Origin of the sequence: Sphingobacterium puteale, from assembly GCF_050986225.1 — a bacterium.
Taxonomy (GTDB): Bacteria; Bacteroidota; Bacteroidia; order Sphingobacteriales; family Sphingobacteriaceae; genus Sphingobacterium; species Sphingobacterium puteale.
The window spans coordinates 3613958-3634625 of sequence record NZ_CP158959.1 but is presented as its reverse complement, the minus strand read 5'-3'; the positions used below and the strand labels follow the sequence as shown (position 1 = coordinate 3634625).

At 39.2% G+C, this 20668-nt stretch carries 22 protein-coding genes and 1 pseudogene; 12 read left to right on the top strand and 11 right to left on the bottom strand.

Going from position 1 to position 20668, the window contains the following annotated elements; genetic code table 11:
• The first annotated feature begins 48 nt into the window (after positions 1 to 48).
• The 7 genes and pseudogenes from ABTV71_RS15555 to ABTV71_RS15525 all read left to right on the top strand — a co-directional run.
• A complete protein-coding gene (locus ABTV71_RS15555; protein WP_433900177.1) occupies positions 49 to 3165 on the top strand; it encodes a SusC/RagA family TonB-linked outer membrane protein in 3117 nt (1038 codons plus the stop codon).
• 10 nt (positions 3166 to 3175) lie between these two features.
• The gene (locus ABTV71_RS15550; RefSeq protein ID WP_121123130.1) at positions 3176 to 4774 is read left to right on the top strand and encodes a RagB/SusD family nutrient uptake outer membrane protein; all 1599 of its coding nucleotides are present in this window, start codon (positions 3176 to 3178) and stop codon (positions 4772 to 4774) included.
• 26 nt (positions 4775 to 4800) lie between these two features.
• Entirely contained in the window at positions 4801 to 5880 is a 1080-nt protein-coding gene (locus tag ABTV71_RS15545) for an FISUMP domain-containing protein (RefSeq protein ID WP_433900176.1), read from the top strand.
• A 16-nt stretch (positions 5881 to 5896) separates the two neighbouring features.
• Positions 5897 to 6331 carry a hypothetical protein gene (locus ABTV71_RS15540; RefSeq protein WP_433900175.1) on the top strand — a complete coding sequence of 145 codons (435 nt, stop codon included), beginning with the start codon at positions 5897 to 5899 and terminating at the stop codon, positions 6329 to 6331.
• A gap of 30 nt (positions 6332 to 6361) precedes the next feature.
• Positions 6362 to 6982, top strand: a complete 621-nt coding sequence (locus ABTV71_RS15535) for an SGNH/GDSL hydrolase family protein (RefSeq protein ID WP_433900174.1) — start codon at positions 6362 to 6364, stop codon at positions 6980 to 6982.
• A gap of 24 nt (positions 6983 to 7006) precedes the next feature.
• Positions 7007 to 8758 carry a glycosyl hydrolase family 28-related protein gene (locus ABTV71_RS15530; protein ID WP_433900173.1) on the top strand — a complete coding sequence of 584 codons (1752 nt, stop codon included), beginning with the start codon at positions 7007 to 7009 and terminating at the stop codon, positions 8756 to 8758.
• 34 nt (positions 8759 to 8792) lie between these two features.
• Positions 8793 to 9110 (top strand): annotated as a pseudogene (locus tag ABTV71_RS15525) (GNAT family N-acetyltransferase); the annotation flags it as partial.
• A gap of 287 nt (positions 9111 to 9397) precedes the next feature.
• On the opposite strand, the gene ABTV71_RS15520 reads toward ABTV71_RS15525, so the two are convergent.
• The 4 genes from ABTV71_RS15520 to ABTV71_RS15505 form a co-directional block, all read right to left on the bottom strand.
• Positions 9398 to 9856: a DUF695 domain-containing protein gene (locus tag ABTV71_RS15520; protein WP_433900172.1), complete on the bottom strand. Its 459-nt coding sequence runs from the start codon at positions 9854 to 9856 to the stop codon at positions 9398 to 9400.
• A 24-nt stretch (positions 9857 to 9880) separates the two neighbouring features.
• Positions 9881 to 10288: a GNAT family N-acetyltransferase gene (locus ABTV71_RS15515; RefSeq protein WP_433900171.1), complete on the bottom strand. Its 408-nt coding sequence runs from the start codon at positions 10286 to 10288 to the stop codon at positions 9881 to 9883.
• Positions 10289 to 10373: 85 nt separating this feature from the next.
• Positions 10374 to 10631, bottom strand: a complete 258-nt coding sequence (locus ABTV71_RS15510; protein WP_433900170.1) for a DUF7660 family protein — start codon at positions 10629 to 10631, stop codon at positions 10374 to 10376.
• Positions 10632 to 10664: 33 nt separating this feature from the next.
• The gene (locus ABTV71_RS15505; protein WP_433900169.1) at positions 10665 to 11087 is read right to left on the bottom strand and encodes a hypothetical protein; all 423 of its coding nucleotides are present in this window, start codon (positions 11085 to 11087) and stop codon (positions 10665 to 10667) included.
• A 91-nt stretch (positions 11088 to 11178) separates the two neighbouring features.
• On the opposite strand from ABTV71_RS15505, the gene ABTV71_RS15500 reads away from it, so the two are divergent.
• Positions 11179 to 11505, top strand: a complete 327-nt coding sequence (locus ABTV71_RS15500; RefSeq protein ID WP_433900168.1) for a hypothetical protein — start codon at positions 11179 to 11181, stop codon at positions 11503 to 11505.
• Positions 11506 to 11984: 479 nt separating this feature from the next.
• Here ABTV71_RS15500 and ABTV71_RS15495 read toward each other — a convergent pair whose 3' ends face one another.
• Both ABTV71_RS15495 and ABTV71_RS15490 read right to left on the bottom strand, forming a co-directional pair.
• Positions 11985 to 12548 carry a hypothetical protein gene (locus ABTV71_RS15495; RefSeq protein ID WP_433900167.1) on the bottom strand — a complete coding sequence of 188 codons (564 nt, stop codon included), beginning with the start codon at positions 12546 to 12548 and terminating at the stop codon, positions 11985 to 11987.
• A 3-nt stretch (positions 12549 to 12551) separates the two neighbouring features.
• Positions 12552 to 12971: a tetratricopeptide repeat protein gene (locus ABTV71_RS15490; RefSeq protein ID WP_433900166.1), complete on the bottom strand. Its 420-nt coding sequence runs from the start codon at positions 12969 to 12971 to the stop codon at positions 12552 to 12554.
• Positions 12972 to 13253: 282 nt separating this feature from the next.
• Between ABTV71_RS15490 and ABTV71_RS15485 the strand changes: the two genes are divergently transcribed.
• The 3 genes from ABTV71_RS15485 to ABTV71_RS15475 all read left to right on the top strand — a co-directional run bounded on the left by ABTV71_RS15485 (position 13254) and on the right by ABTV71_RS15475 (position 15006).
• A complete protein-coding gene (locus ABTV71_RS15485) occupies positions 13254 to 13775 on the top strand; it encodes a hypothetical protein (RefSeq protein WP_433900165.1) in 522 nt (173 codons plus the stop codon).
• A 237-nt stretch (positions 13776 to 14012) separates the two neighbouring features.
• Positions 14013 to 14360 (top strand): hypothetical protein, encoded by a 348-nt coding sequence (locus ABTV71_RS15480; protein WP_433900164.1) that lies wholly within the window; start codon positions 14013 to 14015, stop codon positions 14358 to 14360.
• A 127-nt stretch (positions 14361 to 14487) separates the two neighbouring features.
• On the top strand, positions 14488 to 15006 hold the full coding sequence (locus ABTV71_RS15475) for a hypothetical protein (RefSeq protein ID WP_433900163.1): 519 nt from the start codon (positions 14488 to 14490) through the stop codon (positions 15004 to 15006).
• A gap of 208 nt (positions 15007 to 15214) precedes the next feature.
• On the opposite strand, the gene istB is transcribed toward ABTV71_RS15475, so the two are convergent.
• Together istB and istA are read right to left on the bottom strand one after the other, a co-directional pair.
• The gene (istB, locus tag ABTV71_RS15470) at positions 15215 to 15931 is read right to left on the bottom strand and encodes an IS21-like element helper ATPase IstB (RefSeq protein WP_121127451.1); all 717 of its coding nucleotides are present in this window, start codon (positions 15929 to 15931) and stop codon (positions 15215 to 15217) included.
• 44 nt (positions 15932 to 15975) lie between these two features.
• Positions 15976 to 17553: an IS21 family transposase gene (istA, locus tag ABTV71_RS15465; RefSeq protein WP_241254831.1), complete on the bottom strand. Its 1578-nt coding sequence runs from the start codon at positions 17551 to 17553 to the stop codon at positions 15976 to 15978.
• 311 nt (positions 17554 to 17864) lie between these two features.
• Between istA and ABTV71_RS15460 the strand changes: the two genes are divergently transcribed.
• Complete coding sequence (locus ABTV71_RS15460; protein WP_433900162.1) at positions 17865 to 18140, top strand: DUF7710 domain-containing protein; 276 nt, start codon at positions 17865 to 17867, stop codon at positions 18138 to 18140.
• Between the two features lie 10 nt (positions 18141 to 18150).
• On the opposite strand, the gene ABTV71_RS15455 is transcribed toward ABTV71_RS15460, so the two are convergent.
• Genes ABTV71_RS15455 through ABTV71_RS15445 form a run of 3 tightly spaced genes read right to left on the bottom strand, consistent with a single transcriptional unit; the run spans position 18151 to position 20266 of the window.
• The gene (locus ABTV71_RS15455; protein ID WP_433900161.1) at positions 18151 to 18762 is read right to left on the bottom strand and encodes a hypothetical protein; all 612 of its coding nucleotides are present in this window, start codon (positions 18760 to 18762) and stop codon (positions 18151 to 18153) included.
• 46 nt (positions 18763 to 18808) lie between these two features.
• Entirely contained in the window at positions 18809 to 19420 is a 612-nt protein-coding gene (locus ABTV71_RS15450; RefSeq protein WP_433900160.1) for a DUF4304 domain-containing protein, read from the bottom strand.
• Between the two features lie 54 nt (positions 19421 to 19474).
• The gene (locus ABTV71_RS15445; protein ID WP_433900159.1) at positions 19475 to 20266 is read right to left on the bottom strand and encodes a DUF2711 family protein; all 792 of its coding nucleotides are present in this window, start codon (positions 20264 to 20266) and stop codon (positions 19475 to 19477) included.
• Positions 20267 to 20668 lie beyond the last annotated feature (402 nt).

Sequence of the window (20668 nt, the reverse complement as noted above, 5' to 3'; positions counted from 1 at the left end):
CACCTTGTTCTGCGGCACAATATAACCAATTACCAAATTTAGAAAGAGATGAAAAGAAAAAAGTTAAACCATAATGTACTCTATTTTCTAGTTGTTTTTCTATTGGAGCCACCTGTCGTTCATGCGGCATGGAAAGCGAAAGCTATTTCTGTGGAGCGATATATCCGACAGGAAATTCGCAGCGGGCGTGTCCTTGACCCGCAGGGAATTCCACTCGCTGGTGCTAATATTAAAATAATGGGAACGCAGACAGGTACCAAGACCGATAGTGAGGGACGGTTTAGTATTAACGTTCGTTCTGGACAAAGTCTGCAAGTCTCATTTTTGGGTTATAAACAGACTGTTGTTCAGGTCGAATCTGGCGTGGGAGAAATAAAGATTAAACTTGAGCAGGACAGTTTTGGACTACAAGATGTCGTTGTCGTAGGATTTGGAAAGCAAAAAAAAGTAAATCTCACCGGGGCAGTCACATCTGTTTCAATGGCTGATATAGAAAGCCGTCCTATCACAAATGCTTCTATGGCATTAGCTGGAAAAGTGGCCGGACTGCAGGTGACCCAAAATTCAGGGCAGCCAGGTGCTGATGGCGGTACCCTAACGATCCGTGGGATCGGTACATTGAACAATACGTCACCCTTGGTCATCATAGACGGGTTTGAAGCAGCTATTAATGATGTAGATCCCAAAGATATCGCCTCCATATCCGTACTAAAAGACGCTGCATCGGCATCAATATATGGCAATAAAGCGGCTAATGGTGTTATTTTGATTACGACAAAACGGGGGCAGGAAGGAAAACTGAAAATAAAATATGATGGATATGCCGCAGCGCAACAAGTGACACGATATCCAAAATTGTTGAATTCCTATGATTATCTAACGCTACTGAATGAAGCGAAAATAAATTCAGGTTTCCAGCCGCAGTATGACGATGAATATATAAGCCATTATAAAGATATTAAAGACCCTGTGCGCTATAGGGATTACAATTGGGCAGATTTCTATTTTAAGCCTGCATTACAGCAAAACCATTATTTACAGCTTAGTGGCGGCAAGGAAAATATTGTTTATGCCATTTCCGCAGGATACCTCAATCAAAAAGGTATTGTTGAGGGGACAAATTACGATAGATATAATTTCCGGTTCAATACCCAGCATTCATTTTTAAACAACAAAGCACATCTGGGGCTTACTGTGTCGGGCTATATTGGCAAGACAAAGGATCTGATTGAAGGAGCTGGAGCCACGATTGCACGAATTACCCAAATGGCGCCGTTTGTAATCCCAAAGATAGAAGGTTACGGATGGACCGATTGGTTCTATAGCGATGCAATTAAAGAAGCAGGGGGAGGGCAGACCTTTGATAATAGCAATTTGAATACAATCGCCAATTTGACTGTTAACCTTACGCCCCGGCTTACATTTGAAAGTGCATTGAGCTATGTGACCAATAATGATCGGCAGCTGTCTTATGCGCCAAATGTAGATCTATTTCTGGTTACTAGGGCCGCGGACGGAACCAGCATCATTGGAAAAAACAATTCTAGAGAATCTTCCATTAGCAAAAGCTCAAATAAATATGGTACTATTTCCAGCTGGGCAAACCTCAATTATGCTTATGATTTAGCAAAAAATCATCATTTTAAAGCTCTGGTAGGTTTTCAGCAATTTCAATGGAAAGGTAATTATTTCCAGACATCAATCAGGCGGCTGTCCGCCAATCTTCCTTACTTTAGTGTCGGCGACCCTTCGTCTGCCAAAAATAATGATTGGGGAAGCAAGGAAACCTCCGTTGGATTTTTCGGTAGGTTAAATTATGATTATAAGGGCAAATATCTATTTGAGGGTAACTTGCGGTACGATGGCGCTTCCAAATTTGCACGAGGCCACAAATGGGGTACATTTCCTTCATTTTCTGCCGGATGGCGTCTGTCGCAAGAACGTTTTTTCAAGAATATTAGTTTCGTTCAGGATCTAAAGATAAGAGGATCCTGGGGGATACTCGGCAACCAAAATATTGGCAACCCCTATGCTGGTGCTGATATATTAGCATTGGGAGGAAGACAGAACAATTATATTTTTAACAATCTCGACAACGTAGGTGCTGCCGTATCGGTGATCGCCAACAAGGGGCTTACCTGGGAACAGACGACACAGACTAATATCGGTATTGACCTACAGATTTTTAAGGATTTTAGTGTAACAGCAGACTACTACATCAAAAATACAAGTGCTATCCTGCTGCAGCTGCCTATTTCCAGTACATTTGGATTTACAGATGTTCCCTTCCAGAATGCTGGTAAAATGCGCAACAAAGGACTTGAGGTGGCGCTGGGATACCATAAGAAAGTCAATGAATGGCTCTTCAAGGCCAATGTAGCCGTCGCCCACAATCAGAATCGCGTCACTGATCTGAAGGGAATGAGTCCGATTATTTTCGACGGTGCAATATTAAAAGAAGGCGTAGAGTCCACTTCGTTATTTGGATACGATACCGAAGGTATATATCAGAGTGAGAGTGAGATTCAGCAGCACCTCCGGACTTTCGATGAGGATGGATATTCCTTGTTAAATTCATACGCAGGCCTGAGAGCTCAACCCGGAGATGTTAGGCTGAAAGATCAGAATGGTGATCGTATTATAAATGATAAGGATAAGGTGGTTTTGGGGCATACTTCTCCAGATTATATATTTTCTGCCGACCTTAATGTTCAATACAAGGCTTTTGAGCTGCGTACTCTTTTGGAGGGTACACAGGGGGGCAGAGGATGGAGTGCAGGACAGCTCGTTACACCATTTTTTAACGGAGGGTATAATGGGGCTAGCTGGCTTATGGACAGGTGGACGCCCGAGCAGCCCAATAATACCTATCAGCGTGTCTATTTTGACAATCAACGAAGCAATTTAAAGTCCAGTTATTTCGTAGAAGACCTCTCATATATTCGGGTCAAAAACATAGAATTCAGTTACAGCCTGGCTGATCAGGCACTTCGTAGGCTTTCGATCCAAGGCTGTAGATTTTTTATAAGCGGACAAAATCTGCTGACATTGACAAACTATAAAGGTTTTGACCCGGAAGCTTCGGGCAATCCAAGAGAAGGAACAAGGATTGGAAACTATCCACAAGTGAAAACCTACACCGTTGGCGTGAATTTGACATTCTAAACTAATCGACATGAACTCAAAACTATTGCTTTATACATTTATTATTTCAGGAATGCTATCTGCTTCCTGCCAAAATTATCTGGATACGGTTCCCGAGGACAAAGTAACCCCTGAAAGCTTTCTGACAGGAGCGGAGCAAGCTAACACGCTATTAAACGGAGTATACAATCAATTGTATTATGACAGTCCTGATAAGATGGTTCCTTATGTCTACGACAATATGAGTGATAATTCCTTCAATTCGCATTCCTGGGATCCTGCGCCACAATTTGCGTCCGGAACGCAGACGGGTGATAGTGATTTTACATTGGTCAAATGGAAATATAACTTTAGAGGTATCTCACGTGCAAATTCATTGCTCAAAGGGCTCGCAGGCGCAGATGCGATTGCTAATTCGGACAAGGCCAAAATCAGTGCTGAAGCGCGTTTTTTAAGGGCATACTTCTATTTTGACCTCGTCTGTTTTTATGGTGAGGTACCCATTTTGGACGAACAGACCGTTTTAAACAATCCCGAACGGGGCAAATTGGATGCGGTACTATCGTTTATAAACAACGATCTTGATTATGCCATAGACCAGCTTCCGGTCGCGTTAGGAGGAGAGCGTGCATCCAAAGGCGCGGCTTTGATGTTGAAACTTCGGGTGGCCGAATGGATGAACAAGCCTGAGCTTGTCATTTCCCTGGCCCAGCAAATACAAAAACTGGGTTATCAGCTGTATCCTAATTACTTTGAGCTTTTTCAGCCAGCCGGTATTGAGCAAAAAGATAACCCCGAGATTATCTTTAAGATCAACTATGCCAAAGATCTGCAGAGCAGCGAGGTTTCTAAAATCTTTGGCAATTGGAACAACTTTACGCCGACTCTCCAGATGGTTGATAGTTATTATACTACGAATGGATATCCAATCCGTGACATCCGTACCACTGATGGTGCATTTGTTGCAGGCGACCCTAGTTACAATAAAGACCGCCCTTTTGACAATCGTGATCCGCGGTTGCAGTTATCCATCGTTGTTCCCGGTTCCGAGTTTAGATTGGATGGCCAAGGTTGGTATCAGGCACATTACATACCGGCCAACTGGGATGTCGCCACATCTTTTACTGTCCGTAAATTTGTTGATCCCTATCTCAAAACATTGACCAATGAAACTACAGATCGGATTGTGATGCGTTATGCAGAAGTGTTGCTTGCCTGGGCTGAGGCAGAGAATCAGCTTCATGGCCCCACGGCTCAAGTTTACGAACTGCTCGATAGAGTAAGATCACGTGTTGGGATGGTGAAAGTATCTCAAGCGATGCCCAATATTTCCCAAGCCGTTATGACAGAAGTAATTCGCAATGAGAGACGAGTAGAGCTTTTTGCCGAAGGAAGACGATGGTTTGATATTAGACGCTGGAAAATTGCTGAAACCGTTATGGTCGATGCACAAGGTTATGATAAATCCAAGCTTTCCTGGTATTCCGATGGTAATCTTACAGCCTACTGGCAATATATCCCTATTGTCGTTGACCGTAGGTCTTTTAATCCGAACAGAGATTATCTCTGGCCGATACCGAATGAAGAGCTCAATGCTAACCCCAATATACAACAGAACCCAGGATATTAATGTTCAATTCCTTAAAACTGAAACGTATGAAGATACAATCCATCTATTTATTCATGCTCCTATTATTCATTTCCTGTACAGAAAAGATAGAGTATGTTAATCCTACATGGGTACAACAGCTGTTACCGATGAATAGCACACAGATTAAAATTGATTATTTTGACAATGAGACGATGCAGGAATTCAGCTGGGTACAGCGGGAGGGAGCGACCTACACGTTGATGTTGGACGTTGACGAGAATTTTGGCAATCCAATTCGATACGAAGTGGGAGCAAAAGCCAGCTATAAAATTACCAATCAGGAATTTTTGGATGATCTGAAGAAATTAAACCCATCATTTAAAAATTCAGGTCGCTTTTTTTGGAAATTAGAACAGCGAAATCAAGGCAAGGTCGAGAGCGTATGGCGCTATTTTGATGCCTTGGTTTCAGTATCCAGCTTTGTCGACCCCCGTGACCAAGAACATTACAAGGCATTGCAATTTGTCTTGCCCGGAGGCAAACTTGTTACTATGATGTCGGATAACCTTAGGGCAAAAGTATATGCAGATGGTACAGCCCTTCCGCTACCTCGAAAACTAGCACCTGAAGACAGTCCAGCTGCTATTCGGAATATTGCAGGTGGATTTTATTCATGGGGCACAGTCGTCCGTGATGAAGCCATTGCACGGGAGAAAACCCTGGCTGGTGAACATATTCAGGGTATTTGTCCAGATGGCTGGCATGTTCCTGCGTTAGCAGAGTGGAAAGAAGTCATCAATTACCTCGGACCAAACTCAGGTAATAAAGTCAAAAACCCACAGTTCTGGATTCAAAATGGAGCAATTACAGATGAGGTCAAATTCAATATTGTGCCTTCAGGATTTTATTGGAATGAAGGGCTTTCGTTTCTCACCGATCCGGGGACTATGTGCGGATTCTGGACTTCGTCGCCAGCCTTAAAAGGATATCAATATTCATGGGAAACACTCTCAGCGGACCGCTCGGGTGAAGCGTCAGCGGTGATTATTTACAATGATCCCGGTAATCCGGATATCAATACACAATCAAGGAGCAGCGCAGGCGGAGGTAATTTTCACTACAATGTACGTTGTATCATGAACTAAATTTAAGTTAGCCATTATGAAAAATAATATATATATCAGTTTCGTTTTCCTTAGCATCAATCTGTTTTTTTCCTGCAAAAACGATAATGAATTTTATGAGATCGGGTTTCAGCCGACTGTATTGCTCAAACCGGTGGCAGATTCACTGGTTATATTGGATAAGAATAATCCAAGTATGCTGGTCGGATTCGAGTATTTTTCAAAGAGACCTTATATAGATTACAATCTTCTTCTTGCTGTAGACCCCACGCTGACCACTGAAAGAAAAGTGATATCTGCCGGAGTAGGTGAAAAATATTTTTTGACTCACTTTGTTCTGGATTCACTGATGAACACGATGCATTTTAAATCGGGCGAACAAGGAAATATTTATTGGAAAGTTGAAGCTAAAAATTCCGAGTTCAGCACGACCGATGAGGTACGACGCTTAAAAGTACAGCGGTTTAAATAATGATTAACCATAGAATTAAAAGTAGAAATTATGAATAGGAAGTGTATTCCAAAGGCGCTCCTGTTATTCCTTTGCTCAGTTTTGCTGGCCGGGATTCTAACAGCCTTTAAATGGATGTCGGATCAACATGATGAAAAGATAACGATCGTTATGTTTGGTGATTCGATTACCAAAGGGGGAGATTGGGCAACATTATTAGGACGTAGCGACGTCAAAAATAGCGGTTTCCCTGGGTTTACCACCTCACATCTTGTCTGGCTATTAAAGGAAAACGTTATTGATTTAAAACCTCGTGTATGTTTTCTCGAGGGCGGTATTAATGACATCGGTGTGGGGATTCCTTTGGAACGTACCAAGAGCAATTACCGTTCGCTCATAGATGGGCTGAAAGAACATCAGATTGTACCCGTCGTCCAGTCCATTTTGTACCAACAGGATAATCCGGAGAGTAAGGTTCAGGTCGATAGCCTCAACAGCTATTTGAATGCCTATTGTCAAAGCAAAGGAATTTACTATTTGGATATAAATACCAAACTTAGTTCGCCTATAGGCCTCAAGGCTAAGTACACTACTGATGGCACACATATCAACCAAGAAGCTTATGGGATTTGGGCGAGCGAAGTCAGGAATCTTTTAAAATCTATATTATAGTATTGATCTTATAAGCCGTTTTTTATGACCCGATTAACCTTTTTCATACTTGGCATACTGGTTCAATTACTGTTAGGTTGGACAGATTTAAATGCAAAAATTATAAACGTTACGCATTTTGGAGTGCTACCAAATGACGGGCAAGACGACCGTCAGGCTTTACAGTTGATTTTAGATCGTCTCCAAGATGGTGATAAAATTTACTTTCCAGCGGGGACCTACTCGTTTTCATCGTCATTGAGACTCTCCGGCAAGATCGGAATTGAGATCTATGGTAGCCTCGGTAAGGAAACGTCCACGCTTATGGCTACCGGGTTCGATCCGTTCAGTTCCAATGCCAGCTGGACCAGTTTATTGGAAGTCAGCGACTGCAAAGATCTTATTATACGTAACCTTTTTATTGATGTAGACCGGCCCGTAAGTGTCAATGGTACAGTCGTAGGGACTGGTGACAGTCCAGACGGGTCATTCTATGAAATAGATCTTTTACCTGAGTTTTCTGAATATGCGGATCGTTTAGCTGAGCTCAAGATCATGCATCAGCTCAGCTATAATGCTGATGGAACACCCAATTATCATATTTCCACACATTGTCATCTTAAGAACGGAAATTGGCCACACATTGAAAAGCTAAGTACCTTACGTCTGAAAATTTATAATGATGAGGCTCATAAACTCAGCAAAGGCGAACTTATCAATCTAAGACTAAAGATTACGGGCAATCCCTGCTTTAGTTTTTTAGGTGTCAATACATTAACGATGCGCGATATCACCATCTGGCAATGGCCTGCATTTGCGATGTACGTATCAGATCTAGCAAATAGTCGTCATCGCTCCGGGGATATGACGCTGGAGCGTATTCGTATGAAGCCCAAACCAACTTCCGGGCGTTTGATGTCGATTAGTGCGGATGGAATACATGTAGCCTCAATGGCGGGTACGTTTAAGGCTGAGCATTGTGAATTTGTTGGATTGGGCGATGATGCCATTAATATACACAGTCGTTTGTGCCATATCGGCAAGATCAGTGCTGACTCGGTTTTATTGATCAATGGCTGGACGAAAGCTCCCGTCGAAGATGATTGGGCCTTCAAGGATGATATTATCGAATTTTTGGACGGTAAGACAGGCTTGCCCAAGGGCAAAGCAAAGGTCAAGTTTCGCGGCAAAGGTCAGTATCAATTAAAATCTATCCCAAAGCATGTCAATGTAGGTGATTTTGCCGCAAAAGATACACGTACACCATCAACCATTATACGGGATTGCATGGTTTCAAACAGCCGTGCTCGGGGTTTTGTAGTTCAGTCCAAGAAAGTTGTGATCAGCAATAATAAAATATGGAATATTTCTGGTCCGGCGATCCTACTTTCCTGTGATATGGAGCGCTGGTTTGAAGCGACAACCGTGAAAAAGGCCACTATAACAGGCAACAGGATAGATAATTGCGGTAACTATCTCAGATGGGACGATACCCTGACAGGTTATGGCGCCATAGCCGTTAAGACAGGACATGAAATAGGAGGGATTGATAAGCCCGCGGGTGTACATCACAATATTACGATCCAGGCAAATACGATCAGCGACTGTTCCAATTCAGCGATCTTTGTATCTTCGACTGATGGCGTTAAAATTAGGAAGAATCATATCAAGAATTGTAGTAATCGTTCCAGTATACCATTTTATGGAAATTATGCGATCTACCTAAAAAATTGTGTCAATGATCAGGTTTCTGACAATAGCTTTAATCAGGTTAAAAAGCTATTAGGAAAAGATTGACTTATAGAAATTGAAATAGCATAAAGGCGAGCTATTAGCCTATATGACACTTAACGAGAAATACGATGATGAATATAACGACATAGACTGGAAGACATCATCACCCTTTATTGTTGTCCATCGGTTATTTGTCAAGCCGGCTGCCCAGGGGCGTGGTATTTCAAGCAAAATGATTGAATATGTGGAGCAATATGCTTCCATTTGTTCTTATAGATCCATTCGACTGGATGCATACTCCTTAAATAACACTGCGAATGTGGTTTATTTAAAGAAAGGATATGCGCGGGTTGGGGAAGTTTATTTTCGAAAGGGAAAATTCTATTGCTATGAGAAGGCTATTGAGGGGAGTTAACAAAGAATTTAAAATTATGAATTTAAGGGAAGCTAAAGTAGAAGATATTCCGCAAATACAGGTAGTAAGAAATGCTGTAAAGGAAAATACACTATCAGACCCTAGCCCGCTAAAATGCAGCAGAGTGAAGTGGTGGTTATTACACATCATAGCAGTTTTTTCCCTTCCACCCGAATATACACATATGAAAAAGTATTATTTGCTCATTATTATTCATAAATTTTAAGAATTCTATAGATACGGCGATTTCGATGTATTCCTTAAATATCCAATTCTTTAAGAATTTACTACTCCCAATCTGTCAAATGCCATTTTGCCAATTCCCAATTATCGTCAGGATCGATTCGATAGTCAAACTGTCTAGGGGAGGAGTTGGATGTAATAATTTCTTGCAGAAAGCTATTTGAGATTTCAGGATCGTAGACTCTCCAAATTAATTCTCGAGTTTTATTCCAGGTTATTCTTGCAAGAAATAAAGCGTTAGGCCTTTTCTTATTTTTTCCTTTTATTTCATTATCTAAATAATCGCCATAGTTGTCAATTACTTCAACTTCACTTTTTGAAGGCATTCCATTGTCGATTAAATCGTCTAAATCTATCATAATTGATAAATGCCATGAGAAAACTATTTTTGGTTCAAATTCCTTTAAAGCAGTATTGACGACGGCTACTCCAGGTAAATCATCTTGTCGAAAATTAAGCAATGAATAGGATTCATCGGGTATTATTACTTTAAATTCTGCCATATATTTTATAACCTTAACCTTCTCTCAGTGATCATCGCCAGAATAGATCCACATTGGTTCTGTTTGACCTGCTCGTTCAAAGCCGTTCTTTTTATAAAAGTCGATAGCCTTACCATCGGCGGTGAGCATCTGCATATGAAAATCCTTATAAATCTCTTGCATTTTATCCATAATCAAACGGCCGATCCCTTTGCCCTGATAGGAGGGTAGTACGAGTAAATGCGGGTAATAAACCACGAGATATCCATCGGAAATGGCATTCCCCAGACCTACTAATGTTGCACCAGCCCATGCAGTAACTAAAGAATGCGAATTTAAGAGGCCTTTCAATAGCAGGTCCGGTTTATCGGCCGCACTCCATTTATTAGCTTTATATAGTTGTAGAATATCGTTTGCGTTCAAATCTCTGTCAACACTAAGCTTTATGTTCATATATTATTCTGTAGTTTTTGTCTGTATATTTAAGTCAATGTTCTTCGCTCGTAAATATGCGAATATGTGAAAGAAATGCTTACTATTACTCGTAAACTTTAGCTCCCTTGAAAATATCAGCAAATGTTGACCATGCGGCTTTTTCAGCATCTACATTTGCACCTGTGTTATCATAATACCCTTGGATATCTTCTGCGTATGAGGCCAAAGCTTCCAGAAAATCAGGTAAGGTTTTGTTTTCCCAAGTTTCAGGCTGTTGGAGCAAATCCTGATGCAGCAGATCAAGAAATTTAATGAAGCCCTGTCTGTCTCTTACTTTCAATTCGTATAATTGATTAACCATATTTTTTACGTTATCGTACATAAATTTTCTGTATCACCCCACAACATCCACATCAAACACCTCAAAAATAGTCTCATTATTGCTGTCATAAATACCCCACGGTTTTTCAAGCGAGATTTTAATGATCGTTCTTTTTTTCTCTTTCCCGGTCTTGGTCGTGAAAATCTCTATGCGCCGGTCTAATATTTTCCCAGGGATCAACGACCAAAGAGGATAGGTTGTATTTTCGTTCCAATCTTGGTCAGATAGAACAGGAACTTTCTCTTCAATAATATGCAGGTTACCATCTATATCAGTGAATTCACATCGGACAAATCCAGGAACGTCGTTGCTTATGTAAGCTGTAACTTTTACGCGAAGAAATCCCATTTTTACAAACTGTTCACTAGCAAATATACCGTAATCATTTAGTTTATCTCTCAACTGAACAATGCGAGAAGCCTTTTTCTTTTTCATAATAAATATGAGTTAGCTGTTTTTGTTATCTTTAATTCTTTGCCATGTGTTTTAAGATTTGTTTAAATTTAACATAAAATATCAGCGTTAGATGAAGCTTTTAGAGTTAATTGATTTTTTTAGGGGTGGTGGTTCGTTCAAAGAATTCTGCCTTCTGCAGTCGTTAAATGAGGGATCCGAAGTGATCGAGATTTTTATGGAGATTCCATTGAATATTGATAATAAATTGAGATACTTTGAAATTGAGCAAACTGGAGGGAGAACAGAATATACAGATAATGGAATAAAATACTATAATTTATTTGATTTTTATTATTTCTTAGATGCCATTGAAGAAGCACATAATCATCAAAACAGGTTCCTTTCTAATGAAGAACTGGCAAAATTACTCTATAATTATGCGATTAATGATGCTTAGGCAAATCTAAATAGTAGTTACCAAACTACTTTGGTAACTATTATTATGAAACTGGAATTAGGAATAGTCATTACTCCGAAATAGCCAAATCACCCTGGTATTTAATCGGGACTGTCCCACTAAGTGTGTAAATAAAAATAAGGAGTTCAGTTATGCAACTAGCGTCTGGCGTGTAAAAGCCCCATCGTTCTATACGCCAGATGAAGTACATAAGATAGAGACATCGAGACATCGATTTCCCGTTCAAGTAATGTTGGAAAACACAACTATGCTATGATATTATTATGCTCGTCTAGGGCTTTTAAGCTGTTGGATTTTTTGGGACACTTACATGCAATTCTTAGTAGTGTTGAGATGTATAAGACCGATTTTAGCGTCCGGAAAATGTAAAATAGGATGTAGGGGTTTGATTGCACAGTCTCAAGCATCGCCTGGCGCAAAGCCTTTGTTACCAGTTGGGCTTTCTGTCAGTTGTACTTTCATCTTAATTTTATTCCTTGTGTTTCAAGTTGGTCCGCGCCAGATAAAATACCGAAGCTTTCAATTTTTCTTACTGCCAGTTTATTATGAATTTGATATTTTAATTTTCTTGATGTTGCTTGAATTTCTGTCCAGTCCCAAGCATTTACTTTTCCGTTGAATGTAGTTGAACTTTCGTTTTTCAATGCTCCTCTTTCATTAAAATGTCCGATGTGAGATTGATTAAGTTCGCTGTTTTTTAGTCCACCGAAATATAATTGAATAAGTCCCCAACCTTCTGTTGAATACCGAAAAGTGTGGCCTTTACAATATTTGGGGTTAAGGTCAATTTTTCTGAATAGCGGTTTACCTTTATGTCTTGGTGTCCAAAGTTGAAAAGTAACAGCAAATTTGTCTCCATTGTCAAGGTCAAATTTTGATGATATTTCGTTAATAGTTTTGTATTGGCAAATCCCTTGCCCGTATAATGAATCCAAGTCGTATACGTGCAAATCAGTGTCCTTGAAAATGAAGTCAAGTATATCCAATTTGTCAGCTTTATCAGCGAAAAAATCGTAGGTCATAGTTTAATCTTTTAATCTTATATAAGAATATGCTCTGTCAAAATAAATGTCAGGATGTGATGGATTTATTTCAATTATCCTCGAATAGTCAGAAATTGCTTTGTCAAATGCAGCAACTTCTTTATAGACACCCGCTCTAGCATAGAGCACATTGATGTTATCAGGAGATAAATCTAGAAATTTTGAATAATCAGCTATTGCAAGGTCAAAATTCCTACGAAACCGGTAAATGTTGCCTCTATTTGCATAGGCTCCGGGTGAATTAGGATACAGATTTATTGCTTTATCGAAAGCTGAAAAAGCCTCGTCAAATTTTTCTATTTTAGCATGTTTTATACCTAGCGCATTTAACTCATCTACAGTCTGAGCACTTAAACTTTGACAGAACAAAATTACAACTATGAACAATAATATTTTTTTCATTTTGGGGAATATATAAAGCTAGATAATATGGGTTTATGCAGCCAATATACAAAAAGTTCAATAAATTGATGTGGTGCACTGTTACTAATTCTGCCTAATCCTCAATCTAATACCAAAATCAATCGAAATTGGCTAGCGTTATCTATTCCATTATGGTTTCCAATATCCAACCACTCTTTCAAATCACAATACCTTAGCATCGCAATTTGTGATAATCTTAAAAGTTAATATCTTTAAGCATATTAATTTACAGCAACCAATCGTTATAAAGATAACCAAGATATGAAGATACAATTCACAATGATTGTCCTGCTGACAACATTAACATTGACCAGCTGCGGACAAAATAATGATCATAAATCTGTACATAGCTCGGCAGATACCACTTTTATAAAGTCATTAAAAGAAAGGCAATTAGGAAAAAGTAAGTATTCTATTTCTTTACCCACAGATTATGCTATAGGTGAAACCAATGGAGAAGATTTTTCCGTTTACTATTTTAATCCTGCTGACACTACAAATCATACAGGTATTTCGGGCGGCTTGTATTTCGGTAATCATCCTAGCCAATTTCCAGCTAAAAACAAAAGTTGCAAAACCGAGCATCTGAAAAATGAAATATTTGATCAAGATGTAAGTTGGACCGTTTATAACTGCAATGGAGACTATTCAGTTCAAAGCATAATGTATAGTAAAAGCGGCGAGGGGTGGAATGAGATGCTTCACATGTTTGGCAATGCAAAATCAACTAAAGATCTCGACAAATTGCTGTTTATTTTTAAGACAATTAAAAAAAAGGAATAATATGCATTACCTTCCGGAATTATCCATGCACAATCTGAAATGCAACGGATCTTGAGCGAATTGCTCAAGCAACGTGCATAGGCAATTCAAGTTGATGCTATTATAGGGCTTAGTGTAGATATCGAGCAAATCTCAAGAAAGGAGAGTCAGATGTTTCTGCTTAGTATTATGATTATTCTAAGGCAATTGAAAAATAATGCTGTATTATTTAGAAAATCTACGAAGTTTAGTATAGTTATGAATAAGTTGACAGTTTTAGAATCAGAATTGCTTTCTGTTTTCGCACAGAAATATCAGGCTTTAACTAGCCATATAGAAAAATTATATGTTGTAAAAAGGGAATGTACCGGCGTAGGGCAGTATATATTTTTCAAGTATTATGACGAAGAAGATATCCTCCCAATTTCAGAGGATATTTTGTCGGTAGACAAAATCATAATAACCGAAGGAATTGATCCAGGTATTGGATTTGTTGGAAATATAGCAGATTTTAAACTGCATAGTTTAGAACTGTTCGTTTATGGGGCGGATGAATGGGACTGTACTTTTCAAAATTTTACTTTAAAGGATTTAAAACAGTTATGATGAAAAATCGTAACATTGATCAGCCGAGCCAGCTTTCATACATTGAAGTGCTCCATTAGATTTGAAAAGAACTAAGCCAGTTTTAATAAGAATTGGTGGATATTGCAAATATATCAGAATTAGAAAGATGAAAATTAACTATTCGTTTGTAGTATTTTTATATGCCTATTTGAATCAAGTTGACCTTTCATTAGATAGAAGTAGGTGGGAACATCTTGATAATCTGAGGGATTTTTATCGAAGCCAAATTTCTCCTAAAAAAGTTGCAAATTATCTCATTGATAATTTGGGATTAGATGTTAAAAAATTGAATAAGTTAATTTTTATTGGTGAAGAGTCTTTGTGGGATAAAATTAAAGATTCATTATTATCTTCCTTCAAGAGAGATGTTATTTTGGAAGACGATAAAGTATACTTTTTATGTCAGAAATTATTGCTTTTGGATAATTTTTTAGAAGATGGAGAACATGTGCATAAATTAGAAATTGAGAAATTAAGGATAGAGTTTTCTAAACTAAATTATGGTACAATCAAATTTAAACTTGCAAAAAAAGATCGTTTAAAGGCGAACAACATTGAACATTTCCTACAAAATGAAATATTGAGCACAATTAAAATTTGTGAGTTTAATAAAGGTTATTTTTAGATCAAAAGGAGATCTAGCCAAACTGCCTCCTTTAAATCGTATCGACTACGACAGAAACTTACATCTGTCAAGGATGTAAACGAATGTGAGCACATCGAAATGGTTATTTTTAATAATTGTGGATATAATGTTGATGTTGACCCCTCCGCTGGACATATTGACCCCTCTAACGAGTTAGTATCTCAGTCCAACTGATGACCTGACAATATTACTTCTTTTTTCTTAGACTTTCGCCTTTAAGTTCTATTCTGTAAGATCCATGGATCAGTCTATCGAGTATTGCGTCTGCAATTGTATCTTCACCGATTACATCATACCAACTGGCCACAGGTAGCTGACTGGCAATTATTGTCGAGGCTTTAGCGTGTCTATCTTCAATTATTTCCATCAGATCCAGCCTTTGCTGCTGGTCCAGATTTACCAGGCCAAAGTCATCGACAATAAGCAGGTCTGTTTTTGATATCCTGTCCATCAGCTTATGCAGTGTACCTTCCAGGCGGGCCATTTTAGTCTTTAGGAGTAGTTTTTGCAGGTTAAAGTACAGGACTTTATACCCTTGGGCACAGGCATGATGGCCCAATGCTGAAGAGAGGAAGCTCTTCCCACAGCCCGTAGCACCGCTGATGAGTATCGGATCTCCTTTTTTGATGTACTCGCCGGTAGCCAGCGTAGTGATCAATCCCTTGTCCAAACCTCTGGTAGCGACCATGTTTATCTCCTCTATCGAAGCCTGATAGCGGAACCCGGCATTCTGTTTGAGGCGCTCAAACCTTTTTTCATCCCTTTCATCTGATTCTGCCTGCAGCAATAGGGACAGTCCTTCGGAAAGGGTGAGTTCTGTACTGCGACGGGTTTCATTCAATGCTTTCCAATTACGCTCCATACCATGTAAGCGTAACGCTCTCATCTGTGTTTCAATATTCATCTTATTTTATTATTTGTTTATTTTATTCTGTTCATTCCTGCCCATCACAATATTGCGGGTCCATCGTTTGACTGATCAAACAGTGTCGGCTGGCTGCCTGCATAATACGCTCTTCCCCTGATATTGGCATGCTCCGGCAGGGAGCTTTTTACGGAAGTTTCTTCCTGATTGTTTGCTGTTCCGTTTTCAAGTACATTCCTAAAGTAGTAGTAGGTATATAGTTTATTTTTTAGTACGTAACTACATGCTTTGTCAAATTCTTCTGCCGGGAAGTCCCGTTTTAGCCTGAACAGTCCGTCACAGGTACGGAATAACTGCTCGGGATAATGCGCCCGCTCAAAGAGTATCTCCAGAAGTTTGGCGAACTCTGCAGAGTGTGCTTTTGCCCTTGTCAGGTACGTTTCATGCGAGCGGTTCTTATACGCCTGATGTTCGGACTTTAAATGTGTCGCCAGAGTGGTGTACGCATTTTCCCTGTAACTGCGTATGTGCGCGGCAATCTGTTTGCCCCGACAATAGATCGAGAGCATATTACGTGTGTAAATGATCTTTACCTTTGTTCCGATATAAGCGAAGGGTACGCTGTAATAGTGTTTATTGCGCTGCAGATAGATATGTCCGTTATCTCCAACTTTGAGTTCAGCGTAGCTCTTCAGCTCGAAGCGTTCTTTGGGAAGTTCGCCCAATGTTGATTTTTCGGAACTTAAGAACCGCTCTTCTCGGCAGTATGGCTTTTGCTGCATCCGGGTCTGGTTGTGCTTTAACATACAGACCTTTATAGCTTCATTGAGCGTATGGATATCAAAGAACTGCCTGTTTCTCAGTGGTGCAAAAACACGGGTATAGATCATTTTTACCTGATTTTCTACCAATGATTTGTCTTTTGGGCGGCCTGCACGCGCCGGAACCACAGCTGTGCCGTAGTGATTGGCAAAGTCTTCCATGGACTGGTTCAGGACCGGCTCATATTTATCGGCCTTGATGACAGCTGCTTTGAGATTGTCGGGGACAATGGCCTTTGGCACACCGCCAAGGGACTCCAGGCAGCTGCTCAGTGCATAAAAAAAGTCGGGGGTCTGCTGAGATGGTACAGCGATGGCAAATGCATAGTCTGAAAAGGGCAGGCAGGCCACAAATACCTCACAGGCGACCAGCTCCCCGGTGGACCTGTCAATATAATGGAGCTTTTTTCCGGAAAAGTCAATATATAGTTTATCACCGGCGGTATGTTCAATCACCATGCTGCCCTTGCGCGAGATAAGCTGTTGCCTTAAATGATAGTTGAACTGTGGATAGCTATAACCCGTGGGATCACTTTCTATATATTCCTGCCAGAGCAGCAGCTTGGTAACTCCGGTACGCTTAAGTTCTTTTTCATAATAGTCAAGACGGCTTTTTAGGTACTCAAACTTGTCTGCCTTGTAAGCAGGATTCCCTGCGTGGAACGACTTTTCCAACAGGGGATCCTCCTGTTTAAGAAGTTCTTCCGTATTGAAACCGCCGTCGGCCATCTTTTTAAGATAGGACTTCACCGTATTCTTGCTCATACCAAGGATGCGAGCGATTGTTTTTATACCGCTACCGCTCTGGTACAATCTGATTAATTGCTTTATCTGACTCATTCGTTTTGGTTTTCCAGCCATCAGTGATCCGAATTGTTTGATCACTAAGTAACAAAAACTACTTGCTAAGGGGTCAGCATGCTCCAGCGCAATGAACTGAAAAATGAATTAGGGGGTCAACATCAGCCAGTATGGCAGTTGAATAACAGCCTTAAACGCTATATGCATCCCTAAATCTAATTCAATTTTGAGGGGTCAGCTTGTTCAAGTATATCCAAATTGTAAAAAATAGAAGATTTCGATCAGATCGAAAAGAGTTCAGGTCGGACTGTCCTGCATACTAGATTCCCAGGATAATTAAAAAAGGTAATATGTTAGATAGAGTTTGGGTTTTTCATGGAGAAGGAGGGCGGTTTTCAAGTGGAGTTTTTACTTCAATTGAAAAGGCGGAAATTTGGATAGCTAGACATAAGTTATCAGGAGTTTTAACAGCGTATCCAATAGATGAAGGGCTGTATGATTGGGCATTATTTAATGATTTTTTCAATGTGAAAAAACAAGCTCAAATGGAAGCCAATTTTATCCAACAATTTACTTTCGCAAGTCAAGATCATTATCATTATGAAAATGGAACTAGGGATGATTGATCTTCGAATACTATTTCCAGTAACCGTTAAGATATTTGTCAATCTGATTTCTGTTCCTTAAATCGATTAATTGCAAGCTATTCCAGTCCGCTAAAACCATTTCGTATTCTTCACCTAAGCTATATAGTGCGTCTTTAATTAATTTGAATTGTTCTCGTGAAATTTCCGTTCGAGAAGCTGTCGCGTTGATCGAAAGCCAAATATGTTTTACAAATTCTTCTTCTGTATCAAAAAATATAGTGAAGTTTGAGAAACCAAAAGCTTTAGTCGATGTTGTTTCGCAGTTGGCTATTTTATAGCCGACATAGTTAATGCTTTTTGCTTTTTCAAATTTATAATTTGTTAATAGTTGACTCAGCGGCTCTGTAAGGATTTCTTTTGAAAAAGTCGTTATAGACATCTGGCCGACTTCGAATATTTCAGTAAAACCCAGACCCTCTCTTGATTGATCCGCGAGAATTTTTACTTCTGTAATCCTCTTTTCTATAGACTCCCTATTTTCGGCGGGGACAATTTCAATTTGACAATAATCGTCGTCCCAAGACAGGGGCAAGTATGCATTCCTCTTAGTTTTTGATGCAATCTTTCGTTTAAATATTCTGAAAAAGTCTAATACCTTCATCCTGTCTTGATCGCTGTATAAAATGTCAATTAAAAAATCTTTTTTATTAAATTAAACCGTGCTTTTCAGCATATTCTTTGAGGCTCGCTATTTGATATCGATTATAATTTTCTTTTGATATTTTCCTGTATTCGGTTCTGGCTTTATCCAGGAGCTTTAGCTCTGCGAAAAACGTCATTTTAGCGGCAGTGTGCAGTAAGGTTTCAGAAGCTTCCAGTTCGTTGATAAGCTTTTGTACTGTGTTTAATTTTTCAAAGAATGGTAAAATAAAGCTTGAAATATTGTATTTCATTTCGGCTATTAGTTCTTCAACATCTGTCATCGTTGTTACAGTATACCACGTATCGTCTAGACCTCTTATCCAACCAATTCTTTTTCTTATTAAACACTCAGGTTCTGTGGGGTATACCGGTACATCTTTGTTATGATAGTTAAAGCACGCTAGCCAATACTCGGGTGAAAATATTCCGACGTTTATAGTGAAACGGATATCGTCTTTAGTGCTATATTGACTTTTTTGAATATTTATGATGTGACCGATTTTCTCAAGCGGCAGATAAAAATTGTTGGCCTTCTTTTTAAAACCAAGTGGTTTTAAGAATTCAATAAAGCTTTCCTTTATGATTATGTCAAATTTTTCTTGAGTTTCTGTTTTCATAAATGACTGTGGTACTATATTATATTGAGCCTGTTTCAGACTATAATAGTTATTTTACTCCAAGGTGTATTCCCAATAATGTTCTGTCTTGTCATTACAGAGAAAACCCTCAAACAAATCATTAGCGATAAGCTTATCCATTTTTTTATGATCTGTTGCGATGAGAAAGAAGAAGCTATCCCATTCAATGGTAAACAGAATCTCTTTATCAGCCGAATATAGGTAATAATCTTTACCGCCGATCTCATCACAGAATTCATATTCCGTTAGTCGATCAAGATCTACAGTTGAGGTCTGTTCATAAAACTCGTCGGTTATCAGGATCTGGTTCTTTCCCAAGAGTTTGAAAGCTTTACGGATAGCTATCTTTGAAAGTATACCAAAGGCACCTTCAGTCGGGTGGTAGATACTTTCGTGGTCTGTAAAATTGTTAAGCTTTTCCATGAGGTCCGGTCTCGTAAATTTTCGGTTTAGCGCACCTATAGAAGTCCTTAGGGCCGTATTAAGTTCCGCATAACCTGCAAGACCAGAACCTTTCACGATATTTTTCCAAGGTGTTACTTTACCCTTCCTAAAAATTTCTTCATCGGCAGGGTATCGGTCATTGTCGTAACTATAGATTTCCCTATTCGCTTGGGGAAGTTTTTTTAACAGATCAATTTCCTTCAGCGCTTCTTCATGCGATAGTAACTTGGCTTTTTTTAGATTAGCTTTATCAGTTTCCTTTCTGTCAAGTTGAAAGAAGGGGAGGAGTGCAATGAAAACGCTGTCATAATGATTCTCGAAATGCTTTTTTATCGCCCCATCATAAGGGTATAACCTCTCATCGTCAAATATATCGCCCATAAAATATTGATTAAGTATATATAGCCTTTATTTTAAATCCAATATATATAATTTCGTAAAGAACTGAAAATTCGTTAATTGTCAACCACCATATCCAGTTGGGGTTTCGAAAAGGGTTGCTATACTGCTATGAGGCCTTTCCATTGCTAATTTGTATTAATAGTTATCTTAAATCTCTAATGATATTCTTCAATTTTTCAGGATTATTCTCGAAAGCTTTTATTTGAACTATATTGTCAGCCGTAAATGAAAGGAGCGAACCGTTTGGATCACTGATCCTGTTTTCTTCCTTTACCTTTAAATTTCTATAGATGTACACCGGAATTTTATTTTTCAATCGAAATAAGAAATTATGCTATATTTTAAAAAATCAAAGGATTCCATTTTTTTAATGCACATACA

What these genes read in the sequence shown, in the direction of transcription:
- ABTV71_RS15555 (WP_433900177.1), top strand. Translation starts at nt 49, where the DNA reads ATGAAAAGAAAAAAGTTAAACCATAATGTACTCTATTTTCTAGTTGTT.
- ABTV71_RS15455 (WP_433900161.1), bottom strand. Translation starts at nt 18,762, where the DNA reads ATGAAGGTATTAGACTTTTTCAGAATATTTAAACGAAAGATTGCATCA.
- ABTV71_RS15510 (WP_433900170.1), bottom strand. Translation starts at nt 10,631, where the DNA reads ATGGTTAATCAATTATACGAATTGAAAGTAAGAGACAGACAGGGCTTC.
- ABTV71_RS15545 (WP_433900176.1), top strand. Translation starts at nt 4,801, where the DNA reads ATGAAGATACAATCCATCTATTTATTCATGCTCCTATTATTCATTTCC.
- ABTV71_RS15515 (WP_433900171.1), bottom strand. Translation starts at nt 10,288, where the DNA reads ATGAACATAAAGCTTAGTGTTGACAGAGATTTGAACGCAAACGATATT.
- ABTV71_RS15490 (WP_433900166.1), bottom strand. Translation starts at nt 12,971, where the DNA reads ATGAAAAAAATATTATTGTTCATAGTTGTAATTTTGTTCTGTCAAAGT.
- ABTV71_RS15520 (WP_433900172.1), bottom strand. Translation starts at nt 9,856, where the DNA reads ATGGCAGAATTTAAAGTAATAATACCCGATGAATCCTATTCATTGCTT.
- istA (WP_241254831.1), bottom strand. Translation starts at nt 17,553, where the DNA reads ATGAGTCAGATAAAGCAATTAATCAGATTGTACCAGAGCGGTAGCGGT.
- ABTV71_RS15450 (WP_433900160.1), bottom strand. Translation starts at nt 19,420, where the DNA reads ATGAAAACAGAAACTCAAGAAAAATTTGACATAATCATAAAGGAAAGC.
- ABTV71_RS15485 (WP_433900165.1), top strand. Translation starts at nt 13,254, where the DNA reads ATGAAGATACAATTCACAATGATTGTCCTGCTGACAACATTAACATTG.
- istB (WP_121127451.1), bottom strand. Translation starts at nt 15,931, where the DNA reads ATGAATATTGAAACACAGATGAGAGCGTTACGCTTACATGGTATGGAG.
- ABTV71_RS15460 (WP_433900162.1), top strand. Translation starts at nt 17,865, where the DNA reads ATGTTAGATAGAGTTTGGGTTTTTCATGGAGAAGGAGGGCGGTTTTCA.
- ABTV71_RS15505 (WP_433900169.1), bottom strand. Translation starts at nt 11,087, where the DNA reads ATGAAAAAGAAAAAGGCTTCTCGCATTGTTCAGTTGAGAGATAAACTA.
- ABTV71_RS15535 (WP_433900174.1), top strand. Translation starts at nt 6,362, where the DNA reads ATGAATAGGAAGTGTATTCCAAAGGCGCTCCTGTTATTCCTTTGCTCA.
- ABTV71_RS15445 (WP_433900159.1), bottom strand. Translation starts at nt 20,266, where the DNA reads ATGGGCGATATATTTGACGATGAGAGGTTATACCCTTATGATGGGGCG.
- ABTV71_RS15475 (WP_433900163.1), top strand. Translation starts at nt 14,488, where the DNA reads ATGAAAATTAACTATTCGTTTGTAGTATTTTTATATGCCTATTTGAAT.
- ABTV71_RS15480 (WP_433900164.1), top strand. Translation starts at nt 14,013, where the DNA reads ATGAATAAGTTGACAGTTTTAGAATCAGAATTGCTTTCTGTTTTCGCA.
- ABTV71_RS15530 (WP_433900173.1), top strand. Translation starts at nt 7,007, where the DNA reads ATGACCCGATTAACCTTTTTCATACTTGGCATACTGGTTCAATTACTG.
- ABTV71_RS15495 (WP_433900167.1), bottom strand. Translation starts at nt 12,548, where the DNA reads ATGACCTACGATTTTTTCGCTGATAAAGCTGACAAATTGGATATACTT.
- ABTV71_RS15500 (WP_433900168.1), top strand. Translation starts at nt 11,179, where the DNA reads ATGAAGCTTTTAGAGTTAATTGATTTTTTTAGGGGTGGTGGTTCGTTC.
- ABTV71_RS15550 (WP_121123130.1), top strand. Translation starts at nt 3,176, where the DNA reads ATGAACTCAAAACTATTGCTTTATACATTTATTATTTCAGGAATGCTA.
- ABTV71_RS15540 (WP_433900175.1), top strand. Translation starts at nt 5,897, where the DNA reads ATGAAAAATAATATATATATCAGTTTCGTTTTCCTTAGCATCAATCTG.